The organism is Pseudomonas sp. PDM13 (assembly GCF_025685765.1).
Lineage (GTDB): Bacteria > Pseudomonadota > Gammaproteobacteria > Pseudomonadales > Pseudomonadaceae > Metapseudomonas > Metapseudomonas solani.
Map to the genome: position 1 here is coordinate 77,758 of NZ_JAOTQU010000002.1, position 17,102 is coordinate 94,859.

Below are 17,102 nucleotides of genomic sequence, written 5' to 3' on the forward strand. Positions count from 1 at the left end.
AGGTCCCTCCCGGAAGCATCGCGATGCAAATAAGAATTTGTCGCAATTCTATGGGTGGGAGCGGGTGTTTGGGAATGGGCAGTTGAATGGGGGCCACAGCGGTCGGGCCGATGACGGCAAGCGCGGGGCTTGCCGCCATCGGCTCGTGGGCGGGGCTAGAAGTCGCCGCGCAGGGTGAGCATGTAGCTGCGTGGGGTGCCGTAGGTGGTGCCACGGGTCCAGTAGCCGGTGGAGTCGAAGTAGGTGCGGTCGAAGAGGTTTTCGACGTCCACGCCGACGGTCCAGTTCTGGTCGAGCTTGTAGGCGGCGCGCGCGTCGTAGATCGCCCGGCCGCTGTTGGCGGTTTCGTTGTAGGCATCCTCGTAGCCCGACTGCGCCGATACGCCGGCGCCGATGCTGAGGCGGTTCCACTCCCCCGGCAGGCTGTAGTTGGTGTTGAGGCGCAGCAGGTGCTTGGGGGTCTGCGCGGAGATGGGGCCGCCGTTTTCCGAGCGGGTGGTGTTGAAGGTGTAGCCGGCCGCCACCTGCAGCCCCGGCAGCACCTCGCCGCTGGCTTCCGCCTCGAAGCCCTTGCTGCGGCTGATGCCGTCGCTGTTCACGTAGCAGCGGTTGGCGACGTCCTGCGGGCAGTTGCCGTCGTTGGCGTAGTCGCGGGCGGCGACGTCTTCCTGCTCGATGTAGAACAGCGCGAAGGACAGGTTCAGGCGCTTGTCGAACAGCTCGCCCTTGATGCCGGTCTCGTAGTTGGAGCCGATGGCCGGGTCGAGCATGCTACCGCCCGCGGTGCGGTAGCCGGCCTGGGGCATGAAGATGTCGGCGTAGCTGGCGTACAGCGACCAGGCGTCGTCGAGGTCGTAGATGGCGCCGGCGAAGGGCGTGAATTCGTGCTTCTGCTCGTTGGTCGACAGCAGGTCGCCGCTCCAGGAGTCGGTCTTGTACCAGCTCAGGCGGCTGCCGAGGACCAGGCTCAGGTCCTCGGTCATGTGCAGGCGGGTGCTGAGGTAGGTGCCGTAGCGGGTTTCGATGGTGTCGTCCTTGGCGTCCCAGCCCTGGCGCGCCAGCTGGGGCACGTTGCTGTTGTTGGGGTTGAAGACGTCGAGGGGGATGGGGCTGGGCAGCGCGACGGTGGCGTCCTTGTCGTTCATCTTGCGCTTGGACCAGTTGGCGCCGAGGGTCACCTGGTGGGACAGGCCGAAGGCCTCGAACTCGCCGTCCAGGTGGCCGTCCACGGCGTTCGAGGTGACGTCGAACTTGTGGTAGCTGATGTCGTTGACCATCGGGCCGGTGGGGCTGCCGTAGTCCAGGGTGTCGCCCGCGCCCCATTCGATGGCGCTGCGGTTGTAGCTGCTCTCGGAGTGGGACAGCGCCAGCTTGCCGGTCCAGTTGTCGTCGAAGCGGTGGCTGAGGTCGGCGAACACCTCGTCGGTGCGGCTCTGCAGCTTGGCCCAGTCCTGGCCGAGGAAGGTCGAGCGCTTCAGGTGCGGGTTGCTGCCGTCGGGGTTCATCGGCAGGCCCAGCACGCTGTAGCCGTCGATGCGCGAGGTCTGCCGGCGCAGGCCGAGGGCGACCGTGGTGGCGTCGTTGAGGTCGACTTCGACGATGCCGTAGAGCAGCGGGCGCTTGGATTCGGTGACGTCGATGAAGTAGCCGCGATCCTCATAGGAGGCGACCATGCGGCCGCGCAGGGTGCCTTCGTCGTTGAGCTTGCCGCTGGCGTCCAGGTCGAGGCGATAGTTGTCCCAGGAGCCGGCGCGGGTGGTGATGGAGAAGCGTGGGTCCACCGTGGGGCGCTTGCGCACCAGGTTCACCGCGCCACCCGGATTGCCCGCGCCCACCAGCAGCCCGGAGGCGCCGCGCAGCACTTCGACGCGGTCGAACATGGCCATGTCCGGGGTCATCCAGCCGGTGTAGGCGAAGGCCTGCCCGGGTACGCCGTCGACCATGTAGCTCTCGTCGGTGAGGTCGAAGCCGCGGGAGCTGAAGTGGTGGTTGCCGTAGCCACGGTTGGCGCGGGTGATGCCCGGGGTCTGGGCCATCACCTGGTCGAGGGAGACGAGGTTCTTGTCGTCCATCAGCTTGCGGGTGACCACGGTCACCGATTGCGGCGTGCGGCGCAGCGATTGGGCGCTCTTGCCGATGGTCACGGCGCCGGTGGTGTAGGAGCCGCTGCCTTCGGTGGTTTCACCCAGCAGGGTGCTGTTGATGTTGGTTGCGCCCAGTTCGAGGGTGTCGCCGCTGCTGGTCGCCACTTCCAGGGCGTAGTTGCCGCCGCTGTTGAGCGCGCGTAGGCCGGTGCCGGCCAGCAGCCGGGCCAGCCCTTCGTTCACCCCATAGTTGCCGTTCAGCCCGGGGCTGCGCTTGCCGGCGGTGAGCTTCGCGTCCACCGAGAGGAGGATGCCGGCCTCGCTGGCGAAGCGGTTCAGCGCCTGGTCGAGGTTGCCGGCGGGGATGGCGTAGGCGCGGGTCTGTTCGCTGGCGGCCTGCGCCAGGGGGGCGGTGGCGACCAGTGCCGGGCCGGCGACCAGCAGGCTGGCGAACAGGGCGTGGCGGATGGCGGCGCTGAGGCGGGAGCGATGGGAAGCGGGCAGATACGGCATTCTGGAACGTCCTCTTGAGAATGCTTCTTGATTGATTTCAAGAGGTATCCCGAGCGAGCCGGGGAAACCGACAACGCCGGGTGAAGTTTTTTTTCAGGGCTCAGGCGCGGGCGCGGACGGTGACCCAGTAGCGGGTCAGGCTGTGCACCTCGACGGGCAGCGATTGCTGCAGGGCGGCCAGTACACGGTCGGTGTCGGCCAGGGGGAAGACGCCGGTGAGGACCAGGCCCGCCACCTCCGGGTCGCAGCGCAGCACGCCGGGGCGGTGGCGCGACAGCTGGCCGATGAACTCGCCCAGGGTCATGCGCTCGGCGACCAGGCGGCCCTGGCTCCAGGCGATGGCGTTGGCATGGGCGCTGCCGAGCTCACCGAGCCGCCCGGCGGAGAACCACAGGCTCTGGCCGGCCTGCAGGCGCGTAGCGGCTGCGTGGCGCGGGCGCAGTTCCAACTGGCCTTCGTAGAGCTGGACGCGACTGCCGCCGTCCTGCTCGTAGACCGAGAAGCGCGTGCCCAGGGCCTGGATCTCCCCGGCTGCGGTCTCCACGATCAGCGGTCGCCCGGCCGGGTCCTGGCCGCTGTCCAGCAGCAGTTCGCCGGCCAGCAGGCGGATGCGCCGCTCGGCGTCGCTGAAGAGGATGTCCACCGCGCTGCCGCTGTTGAGCATCAGCTGGCTGCCGTCCTCCAGGGTGCGTTCGAGGCGTTCGCCGGTGCCGCTGCGCAGGTCGGCCATGGCTTCGCGCCAGGGCAGGTGCGACTGGGCCGCGTAGCCGCTGCCGCCGGCCACCAGCAGCAGGCCGAGCAGCTTGAGGGTCTGCCGGCGGCGGGCGTCGGGCATGTCGCGCAGCACCGCGCGGGCGGTGTCGCCGGGTACGCCGGCGAGGGTGCCCTGCAACTGTTGCAGGCGCTGCCAGGCGCGCTGGTGCTCGGGGTCGGCGTCCTGCCAGGCGACGAAGCGGCGCTGTTGCTCACCGTCCAGTTCGCCACCCCACTGCAGCATCAGCCAGTGGCTGGCCTGCTCGACGATGGCGGGGGCGATGGGGGCGTCGCGGTGGGCTGTCATTCGGCGTAGAGCACCTGGTAGCAGGCCTGGATGGCGCGGATCATGTACTTCTGCACCGAGCTGACGCTGACCTGCAGGCGCTCGGCGATCTGTGGATAAGTCAGGCCCTCGAACTGCGAGAGCATGAAGGCTTCGCGCACCTTGGCCGGCATCGAGTCGAGCATGGCGTCGATCTGCAGCAGGGTCTCGATGACCATGGCGCGGGTCTCCAGGGAGGGGGTTTCCGGCTCCGGCAGCATGGCCAGGCTGTCGAGGTAGGCCTGTTCGATGCGCTGGCGCCGCCATTGGTCGATGACCAGGTTGCGGGCGATCTGCGCCAGGTAGCTGCGGCCTTCGCCGCTACCGGGCAGGCGCCGGGTCACCAACAGGCGGAGAAAGGTGTCCTGGGCGATGTCGGCCGCCCGCTCACGGTCGCCCAGGCGCCGCCGCAGCCAGCCTTGCAGCCAGCCGTGATGGTCCTTGTAGAGACGGTGCACATCCTGTTGCAGCGATGGCTCGGGGATGACAGTGGACACCCGATGCTCCCGTGATGCCTAAGTGCGGATAAGAATTGATCGCAATTCTAAGTGGAGCGGGGGCGCTTGGGAATACGCCATGGGTGCGGAGGCGGGGCCGCAGGATGGGCGGCCTTGTGGCGGCGCCCATCCTGCAGTGATGACGCGGGATCAGAACTCCGGGGTGTATTTGACCGTGAGCATCAGGTTGCGCGGGTCGCCGAAGTTGTTGGCGCCGTCGCCGGCGGCGAAGCCGGGCTGGTAGTAGCGCTTGTCGAAGAGGTTGTTGGCGTTGAGCGCCAGGTCGACCTCCGGGCTCAGCTCGTAGCCCAACCGCGCGTTCCACACGGTGAAGCCGGGCACTTCGAAGTCACGGGCGAAGCTGACGGTGTGGCTCTGGGTGTTGAAGCCGCCGCCGACGCTGAAGCGACGCAGGTTGCCCGGCAGGCGGTAGTCGGTCCACACCCGCAGCATGTGCTTGGGCGTCCACTGGCTGTAGATGCTGCCCTTGTTGTCCGGGTCTTCGAGGAACTTGGTGGTGTTGTAGGTGTAGCCGGCGAATACCTGCAGGTCGGTCAGCAGCTCGCCGCTGATCTCCGCCTCGATGCCCTGGCTGCGCACCTGGCCCGATGCCCGGGAGCAGTACCAGCCGTCGCATTCGAAGCCGGAGTCGAGGTCCTGGGTGGCGCGGTTCTTCTGGTTGTAGCGGAACACCGCCAGGGAGGTGTTGAGGCGGCCGTCGAGCAGTTCGCCCTTGAGGCCGACCTCGTAGTTGGTGCCGACGATCGGTTCGAGGATCTTCTGATCGGCGGAGCGCTCGGTCTGCGGCTCGAACACGTCGGTGTAGCTGGCATAGACCGCCCACTGCTCGCTGAGGTCGTAGATCAGCCCCAGGTAGGGGGTGACTTCGCCGGTGGCAGTGGTGCGGCTCGGGGCGCCGCCGGTGACGTTGTACTCATAGTCGTACCAGCTCACGCGGGACCCCATCACCAGGGTCAGCGGCTCGACCAGCTTGACCCGCCAGCTGCCGTACAGGCCCTTCTGGCGGACGTCGTAGCCGGCGTTGTAGGCGCGGCCGCCCGGCGAGGCGAGGATGTCGGCGACGGTGGGTTTCGGGCGGTGATGGTCGATGGCGAAGATGTTGCCGCCGGGGACGAAGCGCCGGGCGTAGAAGTCGTCCGAGGTGTACTTGGAGTAGTTGCCGCCCAGGGTGACTTCGTGTTCCAGCGACAGCGCGTTGAAGCGCCCGGTGAGGTAGTTGTCCATGCCGATCTTGGTGGACTGGAAGTTGGTGATCCAGTCGGCGAAGTTCAGGCCGCTGCCGTCGGCGGCGACGTCGCCGTGCATGCGCTGGTGGATCGAGTCGCTGTGTTCCTGCATGCGCAGCAGCGAGGATTTGAACGTCCAGTTGTCGTCGAAGCGGTGCTCGAGATCGAGGTAGACGGTGGTCTGGTCGGTGTCGAGGTGGTTCCAGGTGGCGCCGCTGTAGGTGGAGCGCGAGAAGCCGATGTCGCTGCCGTCCGGGTAGCGCGGCAGGCCGCGCATCATCGGCCGCGATTCGCCGTCGGTGTTGCTGACGCCGAAGCCGACCGTGGTGTCGGGGGTGAAGTCGTAGTCGAGGGCGGCGTAGAACGAGCGGGTCTCGTCCCAGACGTAGTCGGTGAAGGAGTGGCTGCGGTCTTCGTCCACCACCACGCGGCCGCGCAGGGTGCCTTCCGGGTTGAGCGGGCCGCCGGCGTCGAGTTGCAGGCCGTAGTGGTCCCAGGTGCCGGCCTTGCCGGTGATGGCGACGGTGGGTGCGTCCTGGCCGCGCTTGCGCACCAGGTTCACCGCGCCGCCGGGGCTGCCGGCGCCTTGTAGCAGGGCGGCGGCACCACGGAGGATTTCCACGCGGTCGAAGAACACCAGGTCCTGGGTCGCCCAGTTGCCCAGCACGTAGAAGTTGCGCGGCACCGGCACGCCGTCGTACTGCCAGTCGTCGATCTGGAAGCCGCGCGAAGAGATGACCATGCCCGGGCCGATGCCCTGGGCGCCCACCAGGCCGGTGGTGCGGTTGACCGCCTCGCGCAGGTCGGTGATGCCCTGGTCGTCGAGCTGCTTGCGGGTGATGACGGTGACCGACTGGGGGATTTCCTTCAGCGTCCGCTCACCCTTGCCGATGCTGATGGCGCGGGCGGCATAGGAGCCGCTGCCCTCGGTGGTGGCGGCATTGCCGAAGCCGGCGGCGTTGACGGTGGTGGCGCCCAGCTCCATGGCGCCGGTGCTGTCGGCCTTGGGCTGCACGCTGTAGTTGCCGCTTTCGGTGACCCGCAGTTCCAGGCCGCTGCCTTCGAGGGCGCGCTGCATGGCCTGGGTGGCGGTCATCGAGCCCCTGACGGCCGGCGCCAGCTTGCCCTTGACCAGTACCGGCTCCAGGGACACCACCTGGCCGCTCTGGCTGGCGATGGCGTTGAGCGTTTCCGCCAGGCTGGCAGCGGGCAGGTCGAAGGCCAGCACCTGTTGCTGGCTGGCGGGCTGGCTGTAGACGTAGCCGAGCGGGCCGGTGGCGGCGAGCGCGACGGCGATGGCAATGGCGCGGGGCCAGGGTTTGCGCACGGAGATTCTCCTGAATGTGTGGGCGTTGTCAGGAGATAGGTGGGACGAACGCAAAAAACCGGACACGAATGAGATGAATTTTCATTCGTTGCCTGTGCAGGCCGCTATCCATGGGCTTCGCGGCATTCAAACGGCCGCGCTGATCAAGGTCAGCCAGGGGCCGTAGGTGTCGACGCGGATCGGCAGGGTTTCGCCCAGGGCGGTGAGCGCGCGGTCGGGGTCGTCCAGGGGGAACACGCCCTGGACCTTGATCTGGCGGACCTCGGGGCTGACCCGGATCAGCCCGCGCCGGTAGGGGCGCAGGGCGTCGATCACCGCCTCCAGGGGCTCGTCCAGCACATTGAGGCGGCCTTGCAGCCAGCTCGCGCGGTTGCGCTGGTCGCCGCTGAGCAGTTCGATGTGGCGGGCGTGCAGCAGCGCCGCCTGCCCTTCGCCGAGGCCGAGGGAGCCGCCTAGCAACTGCGACGCCTGGGCGCCGCGCTCCAGGGCCACCGCGCGGGTGCTTTCCGCGAGTTGCTCCACCAGCAGACGCCCGCCCAGGGTGCGTACGTCGCCCTGGCGGGTACGCACCACCAGGGGCAGGGTGTTGCCCGGAGCCGCACTGATCACCAGCGCGCCCTGGCGCAGGTGAAGCAGGCGGGTGTTGGTGGAGAAATCGAGGTCGACGGCGCTGTCGGCGTTGAGCTCCAGCAGGCTGCCATCGGCCAGGGTGAAGCGGCGTCGCTCTCCGGTGCCGGTGCGCAGGTCGGCCATCAACGCCTGCCCGGCCTGGCTGCTGGCGCCGAGCCAGAGCCCGCCACCCAGCAGGCCGAGGCCGGCCAGGCCACGCAGCAGGTTGCGCCGCGACAGTTCCGGTTGCAGCAGGGCTTCGCGGGCCTGGCCCGGGGCGCGCCGCTCGAAGCTGCGCAGGGTGTCGTAGTGGCCGCCGAGGCCGCCTTGCAGGCGGGCCCAGGCGTCCTGGTGGCTGCTGTCGCTGTTCAGCCAGGTTTCGAAACGGGCCTGCTGGCGCGCATCGGGCGTGCCGGCGCGGAGTCGCACCATCCAGGCGATGGCTTCTTCGCCGGCGCGGTCGATATGGGCCTGGCTCATGGCTGCACCCCGGTGAGGTAGCACTGGCGCAGGGCCTGGGTCATATAGCGGCCGACGGTGCGCTCGGAGACGTCCAGGCGGCGGCCGATCTCGGCGTAGCCGAGGCCGTCGAGCTGGTTCATGAGGAAGGCCTTCTTCACCGCCTGGGGCAGGCCGGCAAGGCTGCGGTCGACGGCGTGCAGGGCTTCCAGCAGAAGGTGGATCTCTTCCGGCGAGGGGGCCAGCTCCTCCGGCAGCAGCATCAGCCGCTCCAGGTAGGCCTGCTCCAGGCGCCGGCGCCGGTGGCGGTCGAAGATCAGCCGCCGGGCGATGGTGGAGAGGTAGGCGCGGGGCTGCTCGATGGTGGCCGGGTCGACCTGGGCGACCAGCAGCTGGCAGAAGGTTTCGGCCGCCGTGTCTTCGGCGTCCGCGCGGTTGCGCAGCTGCCGCTGCACATGCTGCAGCAGCCAGCGGTGGTGGTCGCTGAAGAAGAAACCCAGTTTGCTGGACGCGGACACGGGAGGGGAACCGGATACAAATGAGAATGCGTCGTATGTTATACAAATGCCCGTGCAGGTCCACCTGAACCGTTGCGGGCCCGATGCAGCGGGCCAGGGGCCAAGCGTCCGGCGCACCGATACGCCGCCTTCTGCAGGGCTGCCGCAGCCCTCGTCATGCCTGCCCTCGGCACCTCATCAAGGGCGTTTTCCTGACCTTTCAGATGATAATTATTCTCGTAAAGGCTAAATAAGGCGCCCCCTCTTCGTCTCCAGTGCAACGGAATTTTTCACTCGACGACAAGGAGTCGGCAGCGATGTTCGTGCCATTCACCCGTTTCATGACGATCACATTGGGCCTCTGTGGCGCGGCGCTCAGCCCCGCCCTGCTGGCCGAAACCGAGCCTGCCCGGAGCCCCGATCCGCACGCTACGCCCCTGGAGCTGGAGGCCACCAGCGTCACCGCCGAGGGCCTCGGGGCGACCACCGAGAACACCGGGTCGTACACCACCGGCAGCATGAACACCGCCACGCGCTTGAACCTGTCGATCAAGGAAACCCCGCAGTCGGTGTCGGTGGTGACCCGCCAGCAGATGGATGACTTCAAGCTCGACACCCTGACCGAGGTGCTTGGGCAAACCACCGGGGTGGTGGTGCAGCACCTGGACTCCGACCGGGCGATCTATTCGTCACGGGGCTATGGCATCGACAACTTCCAGGTCGACGGCATGCTCAACACCTTCAGCCGCATGAAGTCCGACTCGGACACCATCATCTATGACCGCATCGAGGTGGTGCGCGGCGCCACCGGCCTGACCACGGGCGCGGGTGATCCCTCGGCAACCGTCAACATGGTGCGCAAGCGCCCCACCCGCGAATGGGCGGCCAGGGCCGGCGCCAGCGGTGGCAGCTACGACAACTACTACAGCTATGTGGATGTCGGCGGCCCCCTGGCGTTCGAGGGGCGCCTGCGCGGGCGCGCGGTGCTGGCCTATCGCGACAGCCAGTCGTTCCGTGATCACTACGCGCAGCAACGGGAGGTGGGCTACGGCATCCTCGAGGCCGACCTGACCGAAAGCACCACCCTGGCCCTGGGCTTCGACTACCAGGACAAGCAGGTCCAGGGCACCTCCTGGGGCACGCTGCCCTACTGGAATGCCTCGGGTGGCAAGGCCAACCTGCCGCGCTCCACCAACATGGCGGCGCACTGGAGCTCCTGGCCGCTTCAGGACAAGACAAGCTTCGCGACTCTCGACCAGCAGCTGGGTGGCGACTGGCACCTCAAGGCGGCCTACACCCACCGCGACAGCGAGAGCGACGGCAAGGTCTACTACGGCGGTGGCGGTATCCCGGAGGCCGACCGCTCGGGCATGAGCGCCTGGACCAGCCACATGATCGGCACGCAGAAAATGCGCGTGTATGACCTCAACCTGGCGGGCTCCTACAGCCTGCTGGGGCGCGATCACGAACTGATGCTGGGCTATGGCGAAGCCGAGCGCCGCGACTGGTCGCCCTACACCATTCCCGGCCCGACCCCCCCGGGCTACACCGACATCGACGACTGGAAGTACATGGGCGGCATCGGCAAGTTCCCCGACACCGTGACCCACCTGCCCGGTTCCGACGGCAGCACCCGGCAGAAGGCCGGCTACCTGGCCACCCGCCTGAGCCTGCGCGATGACCTGCATGCTGTGCTGGGCAGCCGCTACGGCAGCTGGAAAAACCAGGCCCGCAGCTATGAGTACGATGCCAACGACCAACTGACCGGCATCGAGGACACCCGCCAGCAGCACAACGACATGTGGACGCCCTATGCCGGCCTGCTCTACGACCTGACCCCCGAATACACCCTGTACGTCAGCTACACCGACATCTTCAAACCCCAGGAGCTGCGCGACGCCAACCGCAAGTACCTGGAGCCGGTGGTGGGCGCCAACTACGAGCTGGGGCTCAAGGGCAGCCTGCTGGAGGAGCGCCTGAACCTGGCCACGGCGGTGTTCTGGAGCAAGCAGGACAACGTCGGAGAACTGGACAGCTCGGTGCCACCGGACCCGGTCACCGGCGAGGAGTTCTACAAGTCGGGCAGTAAGGGCGGCAAGGCGCAGGGGTTCGAGGCCGAGGTTTCGGGCGAGGTCCTGCCGGACTGGAACCTGACGGCCGGCTACTCCTACACCCACGCGCTGGATGGCGAGAAGCAGCGCAGCAATGGCGGCGAGCCGATGAACATGCTGCGCCTGTCGACGGCCTATCGCCTGCCGGGGCAATGGCGCGCGCTGACCGTCGGCGGCACCTTGAACTGGCAGAGCGAGATCTATGGCAACACCCGGCGCCCGGTGGGGCGCGACAGCGGCGGTGCGATCATCACCCAGACCACCCGCGTCCATCAGCAGGCCTACAGCGTGGTGGGGCTGATGTCGCGCTACGAGTTCGACAGGCACCTGTCGGTGTCGCTCAACGTGAGCAACCTGTTCGACAAGAAGTACTACGAGCGGGTTGGCTTCTATAACGGCGTTTACTGGGGCGAACCGCGCACCCTGACCCTGGGCCTGGACTGGACGCTCTGAGCCTTCGACGCGCGGGTTGCTGAGGAGCGGGCATGCGCGAGGCCGGCTCCCTCAGGCGGGGCCGGCCTCGTGGAAGCCGCCCTGGGCGGGCGGCTCGGGGTGGGCGACGGATCTAGCCGCGATGGCGCAGCATGTAGGTCGCCAGGGCCACGGCACCTACGGCGCCCGCCGCGACGCCAGCGGTGGCCAGCGGGTGCTCACGGCCGTACTCGCGGGTGGCGATGCCGGCCTTGGCCGTGCGCTCCCAGGCCTGGCCGGCCAGGTCACGGGAGCGACTTAGGGTGCGCAGGGCGCCGTCCTGGATGGCACTGAGCGAGTGCTGCGACTCCGCTTCCACCACGTGCTTGATGCGCTCGATACCGCTGCGCAGTTGTTCGATTTCCTGCTCGATGCCCTGCAGGGTGGATTTCTTGCGCGAAGACATGAAGAAAGCCATGTCGTACCTCCTCTTTCGGGTTGGGGTAATAGGTCCGACCCACGTATCGCCGAGGAGTGCAGCTAATCTGAACTTATTCGTGGGATTCCGGGCCTGAGATGGCAAGTGGCCCATTTCCGAAAAGCAAGGAGAACAACCATGTCTGATCATCACACCTACAAGAAGATCGAGATCGTCGGCTCATCCCGCACCAGCATCGACGAAGCCATCAACAACGCCCTGGCCGAGGCGGCGAAGTCCATCCGCAACCTCGACTGGTTCGAGGTGGTGGAGACCCGCGGCCACATCGAGAACGGCAAGGTCGGCCACTACCAGGTCACCTTGAAGGTCGGATTCCGACTCAGCGATAGCTGAGCGTCTTACAGAAAAGGCCTGCCCCCTGGGCTAGGCTCACACAGGTTTGGCCATGTGGCGTCTCAACGAACAAGACCACAGGTGCCATCCGCTTGGGGACGTCTGGTCCCCTTGGCTCGCTCGAGCCTTTCTTTTCTACAACGAGGGAGCGTTACCGATGAAGAAACTGTTGTTGGCCGTTGGCCTGTTTACCCTTGCCGGTTCGGCTTTTGCCGCCGCCAAGCCCTGCGAAGAGCTGAAGTCCGAAATCGACGCGAAGATCAAGGCGAATGGAGCCACCTCCTACACCCTTGAGATCGTCGACAAGGGCAGCGCGACCGACAAGAAAGTGGTCGGCAGCTGCGAAGCGGGCAGCAAGGAAATCGTCTACCAGCGCAATTGATCGCGCGATGAGCAGTAAAGCCGGCGTTCGCGCCGGCTTTTTTATGGGCGCCCGGCGGGCGTCATTGCTTACCCGGAGGTGCCCTGGTTACCGAAAAGTGCCTTCTGGTGGCTGCCGCCGGGTAGGCCTACAGTAGCTCGCCTGTGTCTTACGGAAGGCGTGAGTCTTCCCCCGAGCAAGGTCCCTTCGCTATGTCAGCCCTTTCTTCCCTGCCCCTTTCCGTCCTTGACCTGGCCCCCATCCGCGACGATGGCGGCCCCGCCCAGGCGCTGCACAACTCCCTGGCCCTGGCGCGCCATGTGGAGCAACTCGGCTTCTCGCGCTTCTGGGTGGCCGAGCACCACAACATGGAAGGCATCGCCAGCTCCGCCACCTCGGTGCTGCTGGGTTACCTGGCGGCCAATACCTCCACGCTGCGCCTCGGCTCCGGCGGGATCATGCTGCCCAACCACGCGCCGCTGGTGGTGGCCGAGCAGTTCGGCACCCTCGCCACGCTGTACCCGGGGCGCATCGAGCTGGGCCTCGGCCGCGCGCCGGGCGCCGATCACCTCACCGCCCGTGCCCTGCGCCGCGAGCGTTCCGGCAGCGCCGATGATTTCCCCCAGGACGTGGAAGAGCTGGAGCTGCTGCTCGGCCCGCGCCTGGAAGGCCAGAAGGTCATCGCCATGCCGGGCATCGATACCCGGGTGCCGATCTGGCTGCTCGGCTCCAGCCTCTTCAGCGCCCAGCTGGCCGGGCAGAAGGGCTTGCCCTATGCCTTCGCCTCGCACTTCGCGCCGCGCTACATGCACGAGGCGATACGCGTGTACCGCAACCACTTTCGCCCCTCGGCGGTGCTCGATGCACCCTACGTGATGCTCGGCGTGCCCCTGGTGGCGGCGCCTACGGACGAGGAGGCGGACTTCATCGCCACCACCGTCTACCAGCGGGTGCTGAGCCTGATGCGTGGCGAGAGCCTGGTGCTGCGCCCGCCGGTGGAGAGCATGGCCGGGCGCTGGTTGCCCCATGAGAAGGAAGCGGTCGGCAGTTTCCTGGCAATGGCCATGGTGGGCGGGCCGGAGAAGATCCGCGGCAAGCTGGAGGTGCTGCTGGAGCAGACCGGCGCCGACGAGCTGATCTTCACCTGCGACGTCTACCAGCACGAACACCGCCTGCGCGCCTTCGACATCCTCGCCGAGCTGCGCGGCTGAGTCAGATCGGCCCGCAGCCCAGGGTGTCGCCCCGCGCCACCACGTTGCGCTGGGCGTCGTACATCAGCACCTGCGGGCGCATGACGATGGGCCGGGCGTCGATGCGGTAGCGCTCGCCGGCGACGAAGCCGTCATAGCGGATGCGCACGTGGCAGGTGAGCTGGAAGGAACCGGAATCGCTGTTGAGGGTGCCGCCGCTGGAGACCTCGAACTGGTAGCGCATCTCCAGCTCGTGGCGGCCGGGGCTGACCTGGTAGTAGCGGCCGTCGGCGGTGCGCTTGCCGTCCAGGCGGTCGGCCATGAAGCTGGTGCCCGGCTCGCCGCGCAGGTCGATCCAGGCCTGGGCCGGGTCGGGTTGGGGCAGCGGGCCGGCGCAGGCGGTCAGGCTGGCCAGCAGGAGCGCGGCGGGTAGCTTGCGCATGGCGGAATCCTCGGGAGGGCGTGGCGTTCAGGATAAACCCGCGGCCCGTTTTCAGACATCGCCGCAGCGACTTTCCCGGGCCCGCGCCACTTCGCGGTTGTCTTCGGTATAGAGCCGCGCCCAGGGGCGGAAGCCGATGCCGCCGGCCTTGAGCTCGTAGCGCTGGCCGGCGCTGAATTCCGGGTAGTCCAGCTTCAGCAGGCAGGTGCGGGTCATGGCTTCGCGCTGGGGGCCGATGTCGTGGCCGTCCACATCGAAGCTGAAGCGCACCTCCAGTTCATGGCTGCCCGGGGTCACCTGGAAGTAGCGGTCGTCCTCCAGGGGTTTGCGGTCGACGCTGGCCGCTTGCAGGGCGTGCTTTTCCGGCTGGTTGAGGTCGACCCATGCCTGGTCGGGGTCGTGGCTCGGCATGATCAGCGAACAGCCGCCGAGGTTGAGCAACAGGACAGTGGGAAGCAGGCGACGCATGCGGCAACTCCTTATGGCGTGCGGTGGGCCCATGCGCTAGCTTCACGCCATGCCGGCCACCATTCTTCTAGCCTCTCTCGACCGCGTCCGCACCCTTGCGGTTCCGTTGCTGCTCGCCCTGGCGCTGAACGGTTGCTCCAGCCTGGACTACTACGGCCAGCTGGCCAGCGGGCAGCTGCAGTTGCTGCACGCCCGTGAGCCGGTGGCCCGGGTGCTCGCCGACCCCAGCCGCGATGCCACCTTGCGCCAGCGCCTGGCGCTCTCGCAGCGGGCGCGGGTTTTCGCCAGCACCGAGCTGGCCCTGCCGGACAACGGCAGCTACCGCGTCTATGCGGATATCCACAGACCCTTCGTGGTGTGGAATGTGTTCGCCACACCGGAGCTGTCCCTGGCGCCCGTCACCCACTGCTTCCTCATCGCCGGCTGCGTCGCCTATCGCGGCTATTACCAGCCGGGCCGTGCCCGTGGTGCCGCGGCGTTGATGCGCGAGGAGGGGCTGGATACCTGGATCGGCGGCGTCGAAGCCTATTCCACCCTGGGCTGGTTCGACGACCCCATCCTCAGCAGCATGGTGCGCTGGGACGAGGACCGGCTGGCGGCGGTGATCTTCCATGAGCTGGCGCACCAGCAGCTGTACGTCGCCGACGACAGTGCCTTCAACGAATCCTTCGCCAGCTTCGTCGAGCGCGAGGGCCTGCGCCAATGGCGTGCCAGCCAGGGCCTGCCGGCGGGTGGTGAGGAGGGCGTGCGCCAGCGCGAGCAGTTCACCGCACTGGTGCTGGCCAGCCGCGAGCGCCTGGAGAGGCTCTACGCCAGCGATCGCCCGGATGCCGAGAAGCGCGCGGCCAAGCAGGCCGAGTTCGAGCGCCTGCGCCATGACTACCGCCAGCTGCGCGACAGCCAGTGGCAGGGCGTCGGCCGCTACGACGGCTGGATCGAAAGTCCGCTGAACAACGCCAAGCTGTTGCCCTTCGGCCTTTACGACCGCTGGGTGCCGGCCTTCGCCGAGCTGTACCGACGCAGTGCCGGCTGGACCGATTTCTACGAGCGGGTGGCGGCGCTGGCCGCGCTCGAGCCCACGCAACGCCAGGCGGCTGTGGCCGCGTTGATGCCGGAGAACTCGCCGGTGGCCGCATCGGTCGAATGAACGTGGATTCGCCTGACAGAGGAGGTGTGCGATGAACAGATGGGGATTGGCCGTGCTGCTCGGCCTGCTGGGCAGCGCCGCCGTGGCGGCGCCCAAGCCGTGCGAGGCGCTCAAGCAGGAGATCGAGGTGAAGATCCAGGCCGCCGGGGTGACCGCCTATACGCTGGAGATCGTGCCGGCCGCCGAGGTGGAAGACCCGAACATGGTGGTCGGCACCTGCGAGAACGGCACGAAGAAGATCGTCTACCAGCGCAACGGGACCTGAGCCCTGCGTTGCATCGCCCGGGCTACAGGTATGGGATCTAGCGCGCGAAGGCCTGGTGCATCTCCGCCAGGGTGGCGAAGTACCAGGCCGGGGCTTCCGCCATCAACTCTTCATGGCTGCCGAAGCCGTAGCCGACGCCAATGGCCTTCAGGCCATTCTCCCGGGCGCCGATCAGGTCGTGCTTGCGGTCGCCTATCATAAGTGTCTCGGCCGGGTCCAGGCCTTCCTCGTCCAGCAGATGACGGATCAGCTCCACCTTGTTGGTGCGGGTGCCATCCAGCTCGCTGCCGTAGATCACCTTGAAGTGCCTGGCGAAATCGAAGTGCCGGGCGATCTCGCGGGCGAACACCGCCGGCTTGCTGGTGGCGATGTACAGGGTGCGGCCCTGCTCGCCGAGCATCCCCAGCAGCTCGGCGACGCCTTCGAACACGCGGTTCTCGTAGAGGCCGGTGACCTTGAAGCGGTCGCGGTAGTGGTTCACCGCCTCCCAGGCGCGGGGCTCGTCGAAGGCGTAGGTCTGCATGAAGCACTGCAGCAGCGGCGGGCCGATGAAGTGCTCCAGGCGCGCCAGGTCCGGCTCGTGGATGTCCAGCTTGCCCAGGGCGTACTGGATCGAACGGGTGATGCCCTCGCGCGGGTCGGTGAGGGTGCCATCGAGGTCGAAGAGAATGTTCTGCTGGTGCATGGCTTTAGAGCTCTTTCTTGATCTTTTTCTGTTCGGATTCGATTTGCTGGATGCTGCGATCTGGCGTGGGGAGTGACTCGGGCATGGTGCCGCCCAAGTCCTCGATGGTCTGTCGGACCTTCCTGCCTACTTCGTGGTGGATCTGATTGGCGTGCTGTTTGCCCTGTACGTCTTCCCTACGCAACTTGTCCTCGGTCTGAGTGGCGCGGAACAGGTTGGCGGCCAGTTCCGTGCTACCCATGTGGTCGAGGATCTTCTGGTTTTTCTTCAACTGCTTGCGGGCGTGGATGTCCCGTGCTGATAGGCCGCCGTAAAGGCCGCGGTACCCGTGGTCCTGGAATAGGGCGTAGTCCAGGCCGCTGGCGACGCCGGCATCCCTGGCCGCTGCGGCCAGGTGTTTGTTGTGTTGCGCCAGTTCGTTGCGTATCGCCAGGCGCTTTTCGTCTTCGTCCAGCTGGGCGAAGCGCTCGTCATCGGCCAGCTCCTGTCGGCGGGTCTGGATGGCGAAGTAGGTCTGGCCGTTGGCGATGACCGGTTTGCTCGGGTCGCCGTTTTGCACGATCAGGTAGCAGGCGTAGCGGGACAGACGGATATCAGGGACTTGGCGCTGCGCGCCGGAACCGATCGCAACCATTGTGAGGATGTCCTCAATATGGTCTTCGATCACATGGCCGCTGCGCAGGCAGGCTTCACGCGCACGCTCCACCACCGGGGTGAAGTGGCGATACTGGGAGTAGCCCAGCACCTCGGCCAATTGCCTGGCCAGCCAGAACTCGTTGCCTTCCTCATCCGTCTGGCGGAGGCCTTCGAAGGTGGCGTGGTGCTGATCGGTGACGTTCCGGTTCATGGCGCTCTCCTTGCCTTTGAAAGGGTCAAGGC

Annotated in this window: 17 protein-coding genes; 6 read left to right on the forward strand and 11 right to left on the reverse strand. The window is 67.1% G+C overall.

Features of this window, described 5'->3' with window-relative positions:
• Positions 1–155: 155 nt before the first annotated feature.
• The 6 genes from OEJ36_RS02295 to OEJ36_RS02320 form a co-directional block, all read right to left on the reverse strand.
• A complete protein-coding gene (locus OEJ36_RS02295) occupies positions 156–2,597 on the reverse strand; it encodes a TonB-dependent siderophore receptor (RefSeq protein WP_263400227.1) in 2,442 nt (813 codons plus the stop codon).
• A 100-nt stretch (positions 2,598–2,697) separates the two neighbouring features.
• Positions 2,698–3,657, reverse strand: coding sequence for a FecR domain-containing protein (locus OEJ36_RS02300; protein ID WP_263400228.1), 960 nt, complete (start codon positions 3,655–3,657; stop codon positions 2,698–2,700).
• The gene (locus OEJ36_RS02305; protein ID WP_021219910.1) at positions 3,654–4,172 is read right to left on the reverse strand and encodes a sigma-70 family RNA polymerase sigma factor; all 519 of its coding nucleotides are present in this window, start codon (positions 4,170–4,172) and stop codon (positions 3,654–3,656) included. The genes OEJ36_RS02300 and OEJ36_RS02305 overlap by 4 nt, the downstream gene beginning before the upstream one ends.
• A gap of 150 nt (positions 4,173–4,322) precedes the next feature.
• A complete protein-coding gene (locus OEJ36_RS02310; protein WP_263400229.1) occupies positions 4,323–6,746 on the reverse strand; it encodes a TonB-dependent siderophore receptor in 2,424 nt (807 codons plus the stop codon).
• Between the two features lie 126 nt (positions 6,747–6,872).
• On the reverse strand, positions 6,873–7,835 hold the full coding sequence (locus tag OEJ36_RS02315; protein ID WP_263400230.1) for a FecR domain-containing protein: 963 nt from the start codon (positions 7,833–7,835) through the stop codon (positions 6,873–6,875).
• A complete protein-coding gene (locus OEJ36_RS02320; RefSeq protein WP_263400231.1) occupies positions 7,832–8,332 on the reverse strand; it encodes a sigma-70 family RNA polymerase sigma factor in 501 nt (166 codons plus the stop codon). Before OEJ36_RS02320 ends, OEJ36_RS02315 begins: the two co-directional genes overlap by 4 nt.
• Before the next feature lie 296 nt (positions 8,333–8,628).
• On the opposite strand from OEJ36_RS02320, the gene OEJ36_RS02325 reads away from it, so the two are divergent.
• On the forward strand, positions 8,629–10,875 hold the full coding sequence (locus OEJ36_RS02325) for a TonB-dependent siderophore receptor (RefSeq protein WP_263400232.1): 2,247 nt from the start codon (positions 8,629–8,631) through the stop codon (positions 10,873–10,875).
• A gap of 112 nt (positions 10,876–10,987) precedes the next feature.
• Here the strand turns inward: OEJ36_RS02325 and OEJ36_RS02330 are convergent, their stop codons facing one another.
• Positions 10,988–11,311 carry a hypothetical protein gene (locus tag OEJ36_RS02330; protein WP_021219905.1) on the reverse strand — a complete coding sequence of 108 codons (324 nt, stop codon included), beginning with the start codon at positions 11,309–11,311 and terminating at the stop codon, positions 10,988–10,990.
• 138 nt (positions 11,312–11,449) lie between these two features.
• Between OEJ36_RS02330 and OEJ36_RS02335 the strand changes: the two genes are divergently transcribed.
• The 3 genes from OEJ36_RS02335 to OEJ36_RS02345 all read left to right on the forward strand — a co-directional run bounded on the left by OEJ36_RS02335 (position 11,450) and on the right by OEJ36_RS02345 (position 13,237).
• Positions 11,450–11,665, forward strand: a complete 216-nt coding sequence (locus tag OEJ36_RS02335) for a dodecin (RefSeq protein WP_043241890.1) — start codon at positions 11,450–11,452, stop codon at positions 11,663–11,665.
• 157 nt (positions 11,666–11,822) lie between these two features.
• A complete protein-coding gene (locus OEJ36_RS02340; RefSeq protein ID WP_021219903.1) occupies positions 11,823–12,047 on the forward strand; it encodes a DUF1161 domain-containing protein in 225 nt (74 codons plus the stop codon).
• Positions 12,048–12,238: 191 nt separating this feature from the next.
• Positions 12,239–13,237 (forward strand): LLM class flavin-dependent oxidoreductase, encoded by a 999-nt coding sequence (locus OEJ36_RS02345; RefSeq protein WP_263400233.1) that lies wholly within the window; start codon positions 12,239–12,241, stop codon positions 13,235–13,237.
• Between the two features lies 1 nt (position 13,238).
• Here OEJ36_RS02345 and OEJ36_RS02350 read toward each other — a convergent pair whose 3' ends face one another.
• Positions 13,239–13,658, reverse strand: coding sequence for a hypothetical protein (locus tag OEJ36_RS02350; RefSeq protein ID WP_263400234.1), 420 nt, complete (start codon positions 13,656–13,658; stop codon positions 13,239–13,241).
• Positions 13,659–13,709: 51 nt separating this feature from the next.
• A complete protein-coding gene (locus OEJ36_RS02355; protein WP_263400235.1) occupies positions 13,710–14,126 on the reverse strand; it encodes a hypothetical protein in 417 nt (138 codons plus the stop codon).
• A 49-nt stretch (positions 14,127–14,175) separates the two neighbouring features.
• Between OEJ36_RS02355 and OEJ36_RS02360 the strand changes: the two genes are divergently transcribed.
• Complete coding sequence (locus tag OEJ36_RS02360) at positions 14,176–15,273, forward strand: aminopeptidase (RefSeq protein WP_263400236.1); 1,098 nt, start codon at positions 14,176–14,178, stop codon at positions 15,271–15,273.
• A gap of 31 nt (positions 15,274–15,304) precedes the next feature.
• Positions 15,305–15,538, forward strand: coding sequence for a DUF1161 domain-containing protein (locus OEJ36_RS02365; RefSeq protein ID WP_173174701.1), 234 nt, complete (start codon positions 15,305–15,307; stop codon positions 15,536–15,538).
• 37 nt (positions 15,539–15,575) lie between these two features.
• Here OEJ36_RS02365 and OEJ36_RS02370 read toward each other — a convergent pair whose 3' ends face one another.
• Positions 15,576–16,223, reverse strand: a complete 648-nt coding sequence (locus OEJ36_RS02370) for an HAD family hydrolase (RefSeq protein ID WP_263400237.1) — start codon at positions 16,221–16,223, stop codon at positions 15,576–15,578.
• 4 nt (positions 16,224–16,227) lie between these two features.
• On the reverse strand, positions 16,228–17,070 hold the full coding sequence (gene dinD / locus OEJ36_RS02375) for a DNA damage-inducible protein D (protein WP_263400238.1): 843 nt from the start codon (positions 17,068–17,070) through the stop codon (positions 16,228–16,230).
• Positions 17,071–17,102 lie beyond the last annotated feature (32 nt).

What these genes read in the sequence shown, in the direction of transcription:
- OEJ36_RS02295 (WP_263400227.1), bottom strand. Translation starts at nt 2,597, where the DNA reads ATGCCGTATCTGCCCGCTTCCCATCGCTCCCGCCTCAGCGCCGCCATC.
- OEJ36_RS02300 (WP_263400228.1), bottom strand. Translation starts at nt 3,657, where the DNA reads ATGACAGCCCACCGCGACGCCCCCATCGCCCCCGCCATCGTCGAGCAG.
- OEJ36_RS02315 (WP_263400230.1), bottom strand. Translation starts at nt 7,835, where the DNA reads ATGAGCCAGGCCCATATCGACCGCGCCGGCGAAGAAGCCATCGCCTGG.
- OEJ36_RS02325 (WP_263400232.1), top strand. Translation starts at nt 8,629, where the DNA reads ATGTTCGTGCCATTCACCCGTTTCATGACGATCACATTGGGCCTCTGT.
- OEJ36_RS02330 (WP_021219905.1), bottom strand. Translation starts at nt 11,311, where the DNA reads ATGGCTTTCTTCATGTCTTCGCGCAAGAAATCCACCCTGCAGGGCATC.
- OEJ36_RS02335 (WP_043241890.1), top strand. Translation starts at nt 11,450, where the DNA reads ATGTCTGATCATCACACCTACAAGAAGATCGAGATCGTCGGCTCATCC.
- OEJ36_RS02340 (WP_021219903.1), top strand. Translation starts at nt 11,823, where the DNA reads ATGAAGAAACTGTTGTTGGCCGTTGGCCTGTTTACCCTTGCCGGTTCG.
- OEJ36_RS02345 (WP_263400233.1), top strand. Translation starts at nt 12,239, where the DNA reads ATGTCAGCCCTTTCTTCCCTGCCCCTTTCCGTCCTTGACCTGGCCCCC.
- OEJ36_RS02350 (WP_263400234.1), bottom strand. Translation starts at nt 13,658, where the DNA reads ATGCGCAAGCTACCCGCCGCGCTCCTGCTGGCCAGCCTGACCGCCTGC.
- OEJ36_RS02355 (WP_263400235.1), bottom strand. Translation starts at nt 14,126, where the DNA reads ATGCGTCGCCTGCTTCCCACTGTCCTGTTGCTCAACCTCGGCGGCTGT.
- OEJ36_RS02360 (WP_263400236.1), top strand. Translation starts at nt 14,176, where the DNA reads ATGCCGGCCACCATTCTTCTAGCCTCTCTCGACCGCGTCCGCACCCTT.
- OEJ36_RS02365 (WP_173174701.1), top strand. Translation starts at nt 15,305, where the DNA reads ATGAACAGATGGGGATTGGCCGTGCTGCTCGGCCTGCTGGGCAGCGCC.
- OEJ36_RS02370 (WP_263400237.1), bottom strand. Translation starts at nt 16,223, where the DNA reads ATGCACCAGCAGAACATTCTCTTCGACCTCGATGGCACCCTCACCGAC.
- dinD (WP_263400238.1), bottom strand. Translation starts at nt 17,070, where the DNA reads ATGAACCGGAACGTCACCGATCAGCACCACGCCACCTTCGAAGGCCTC.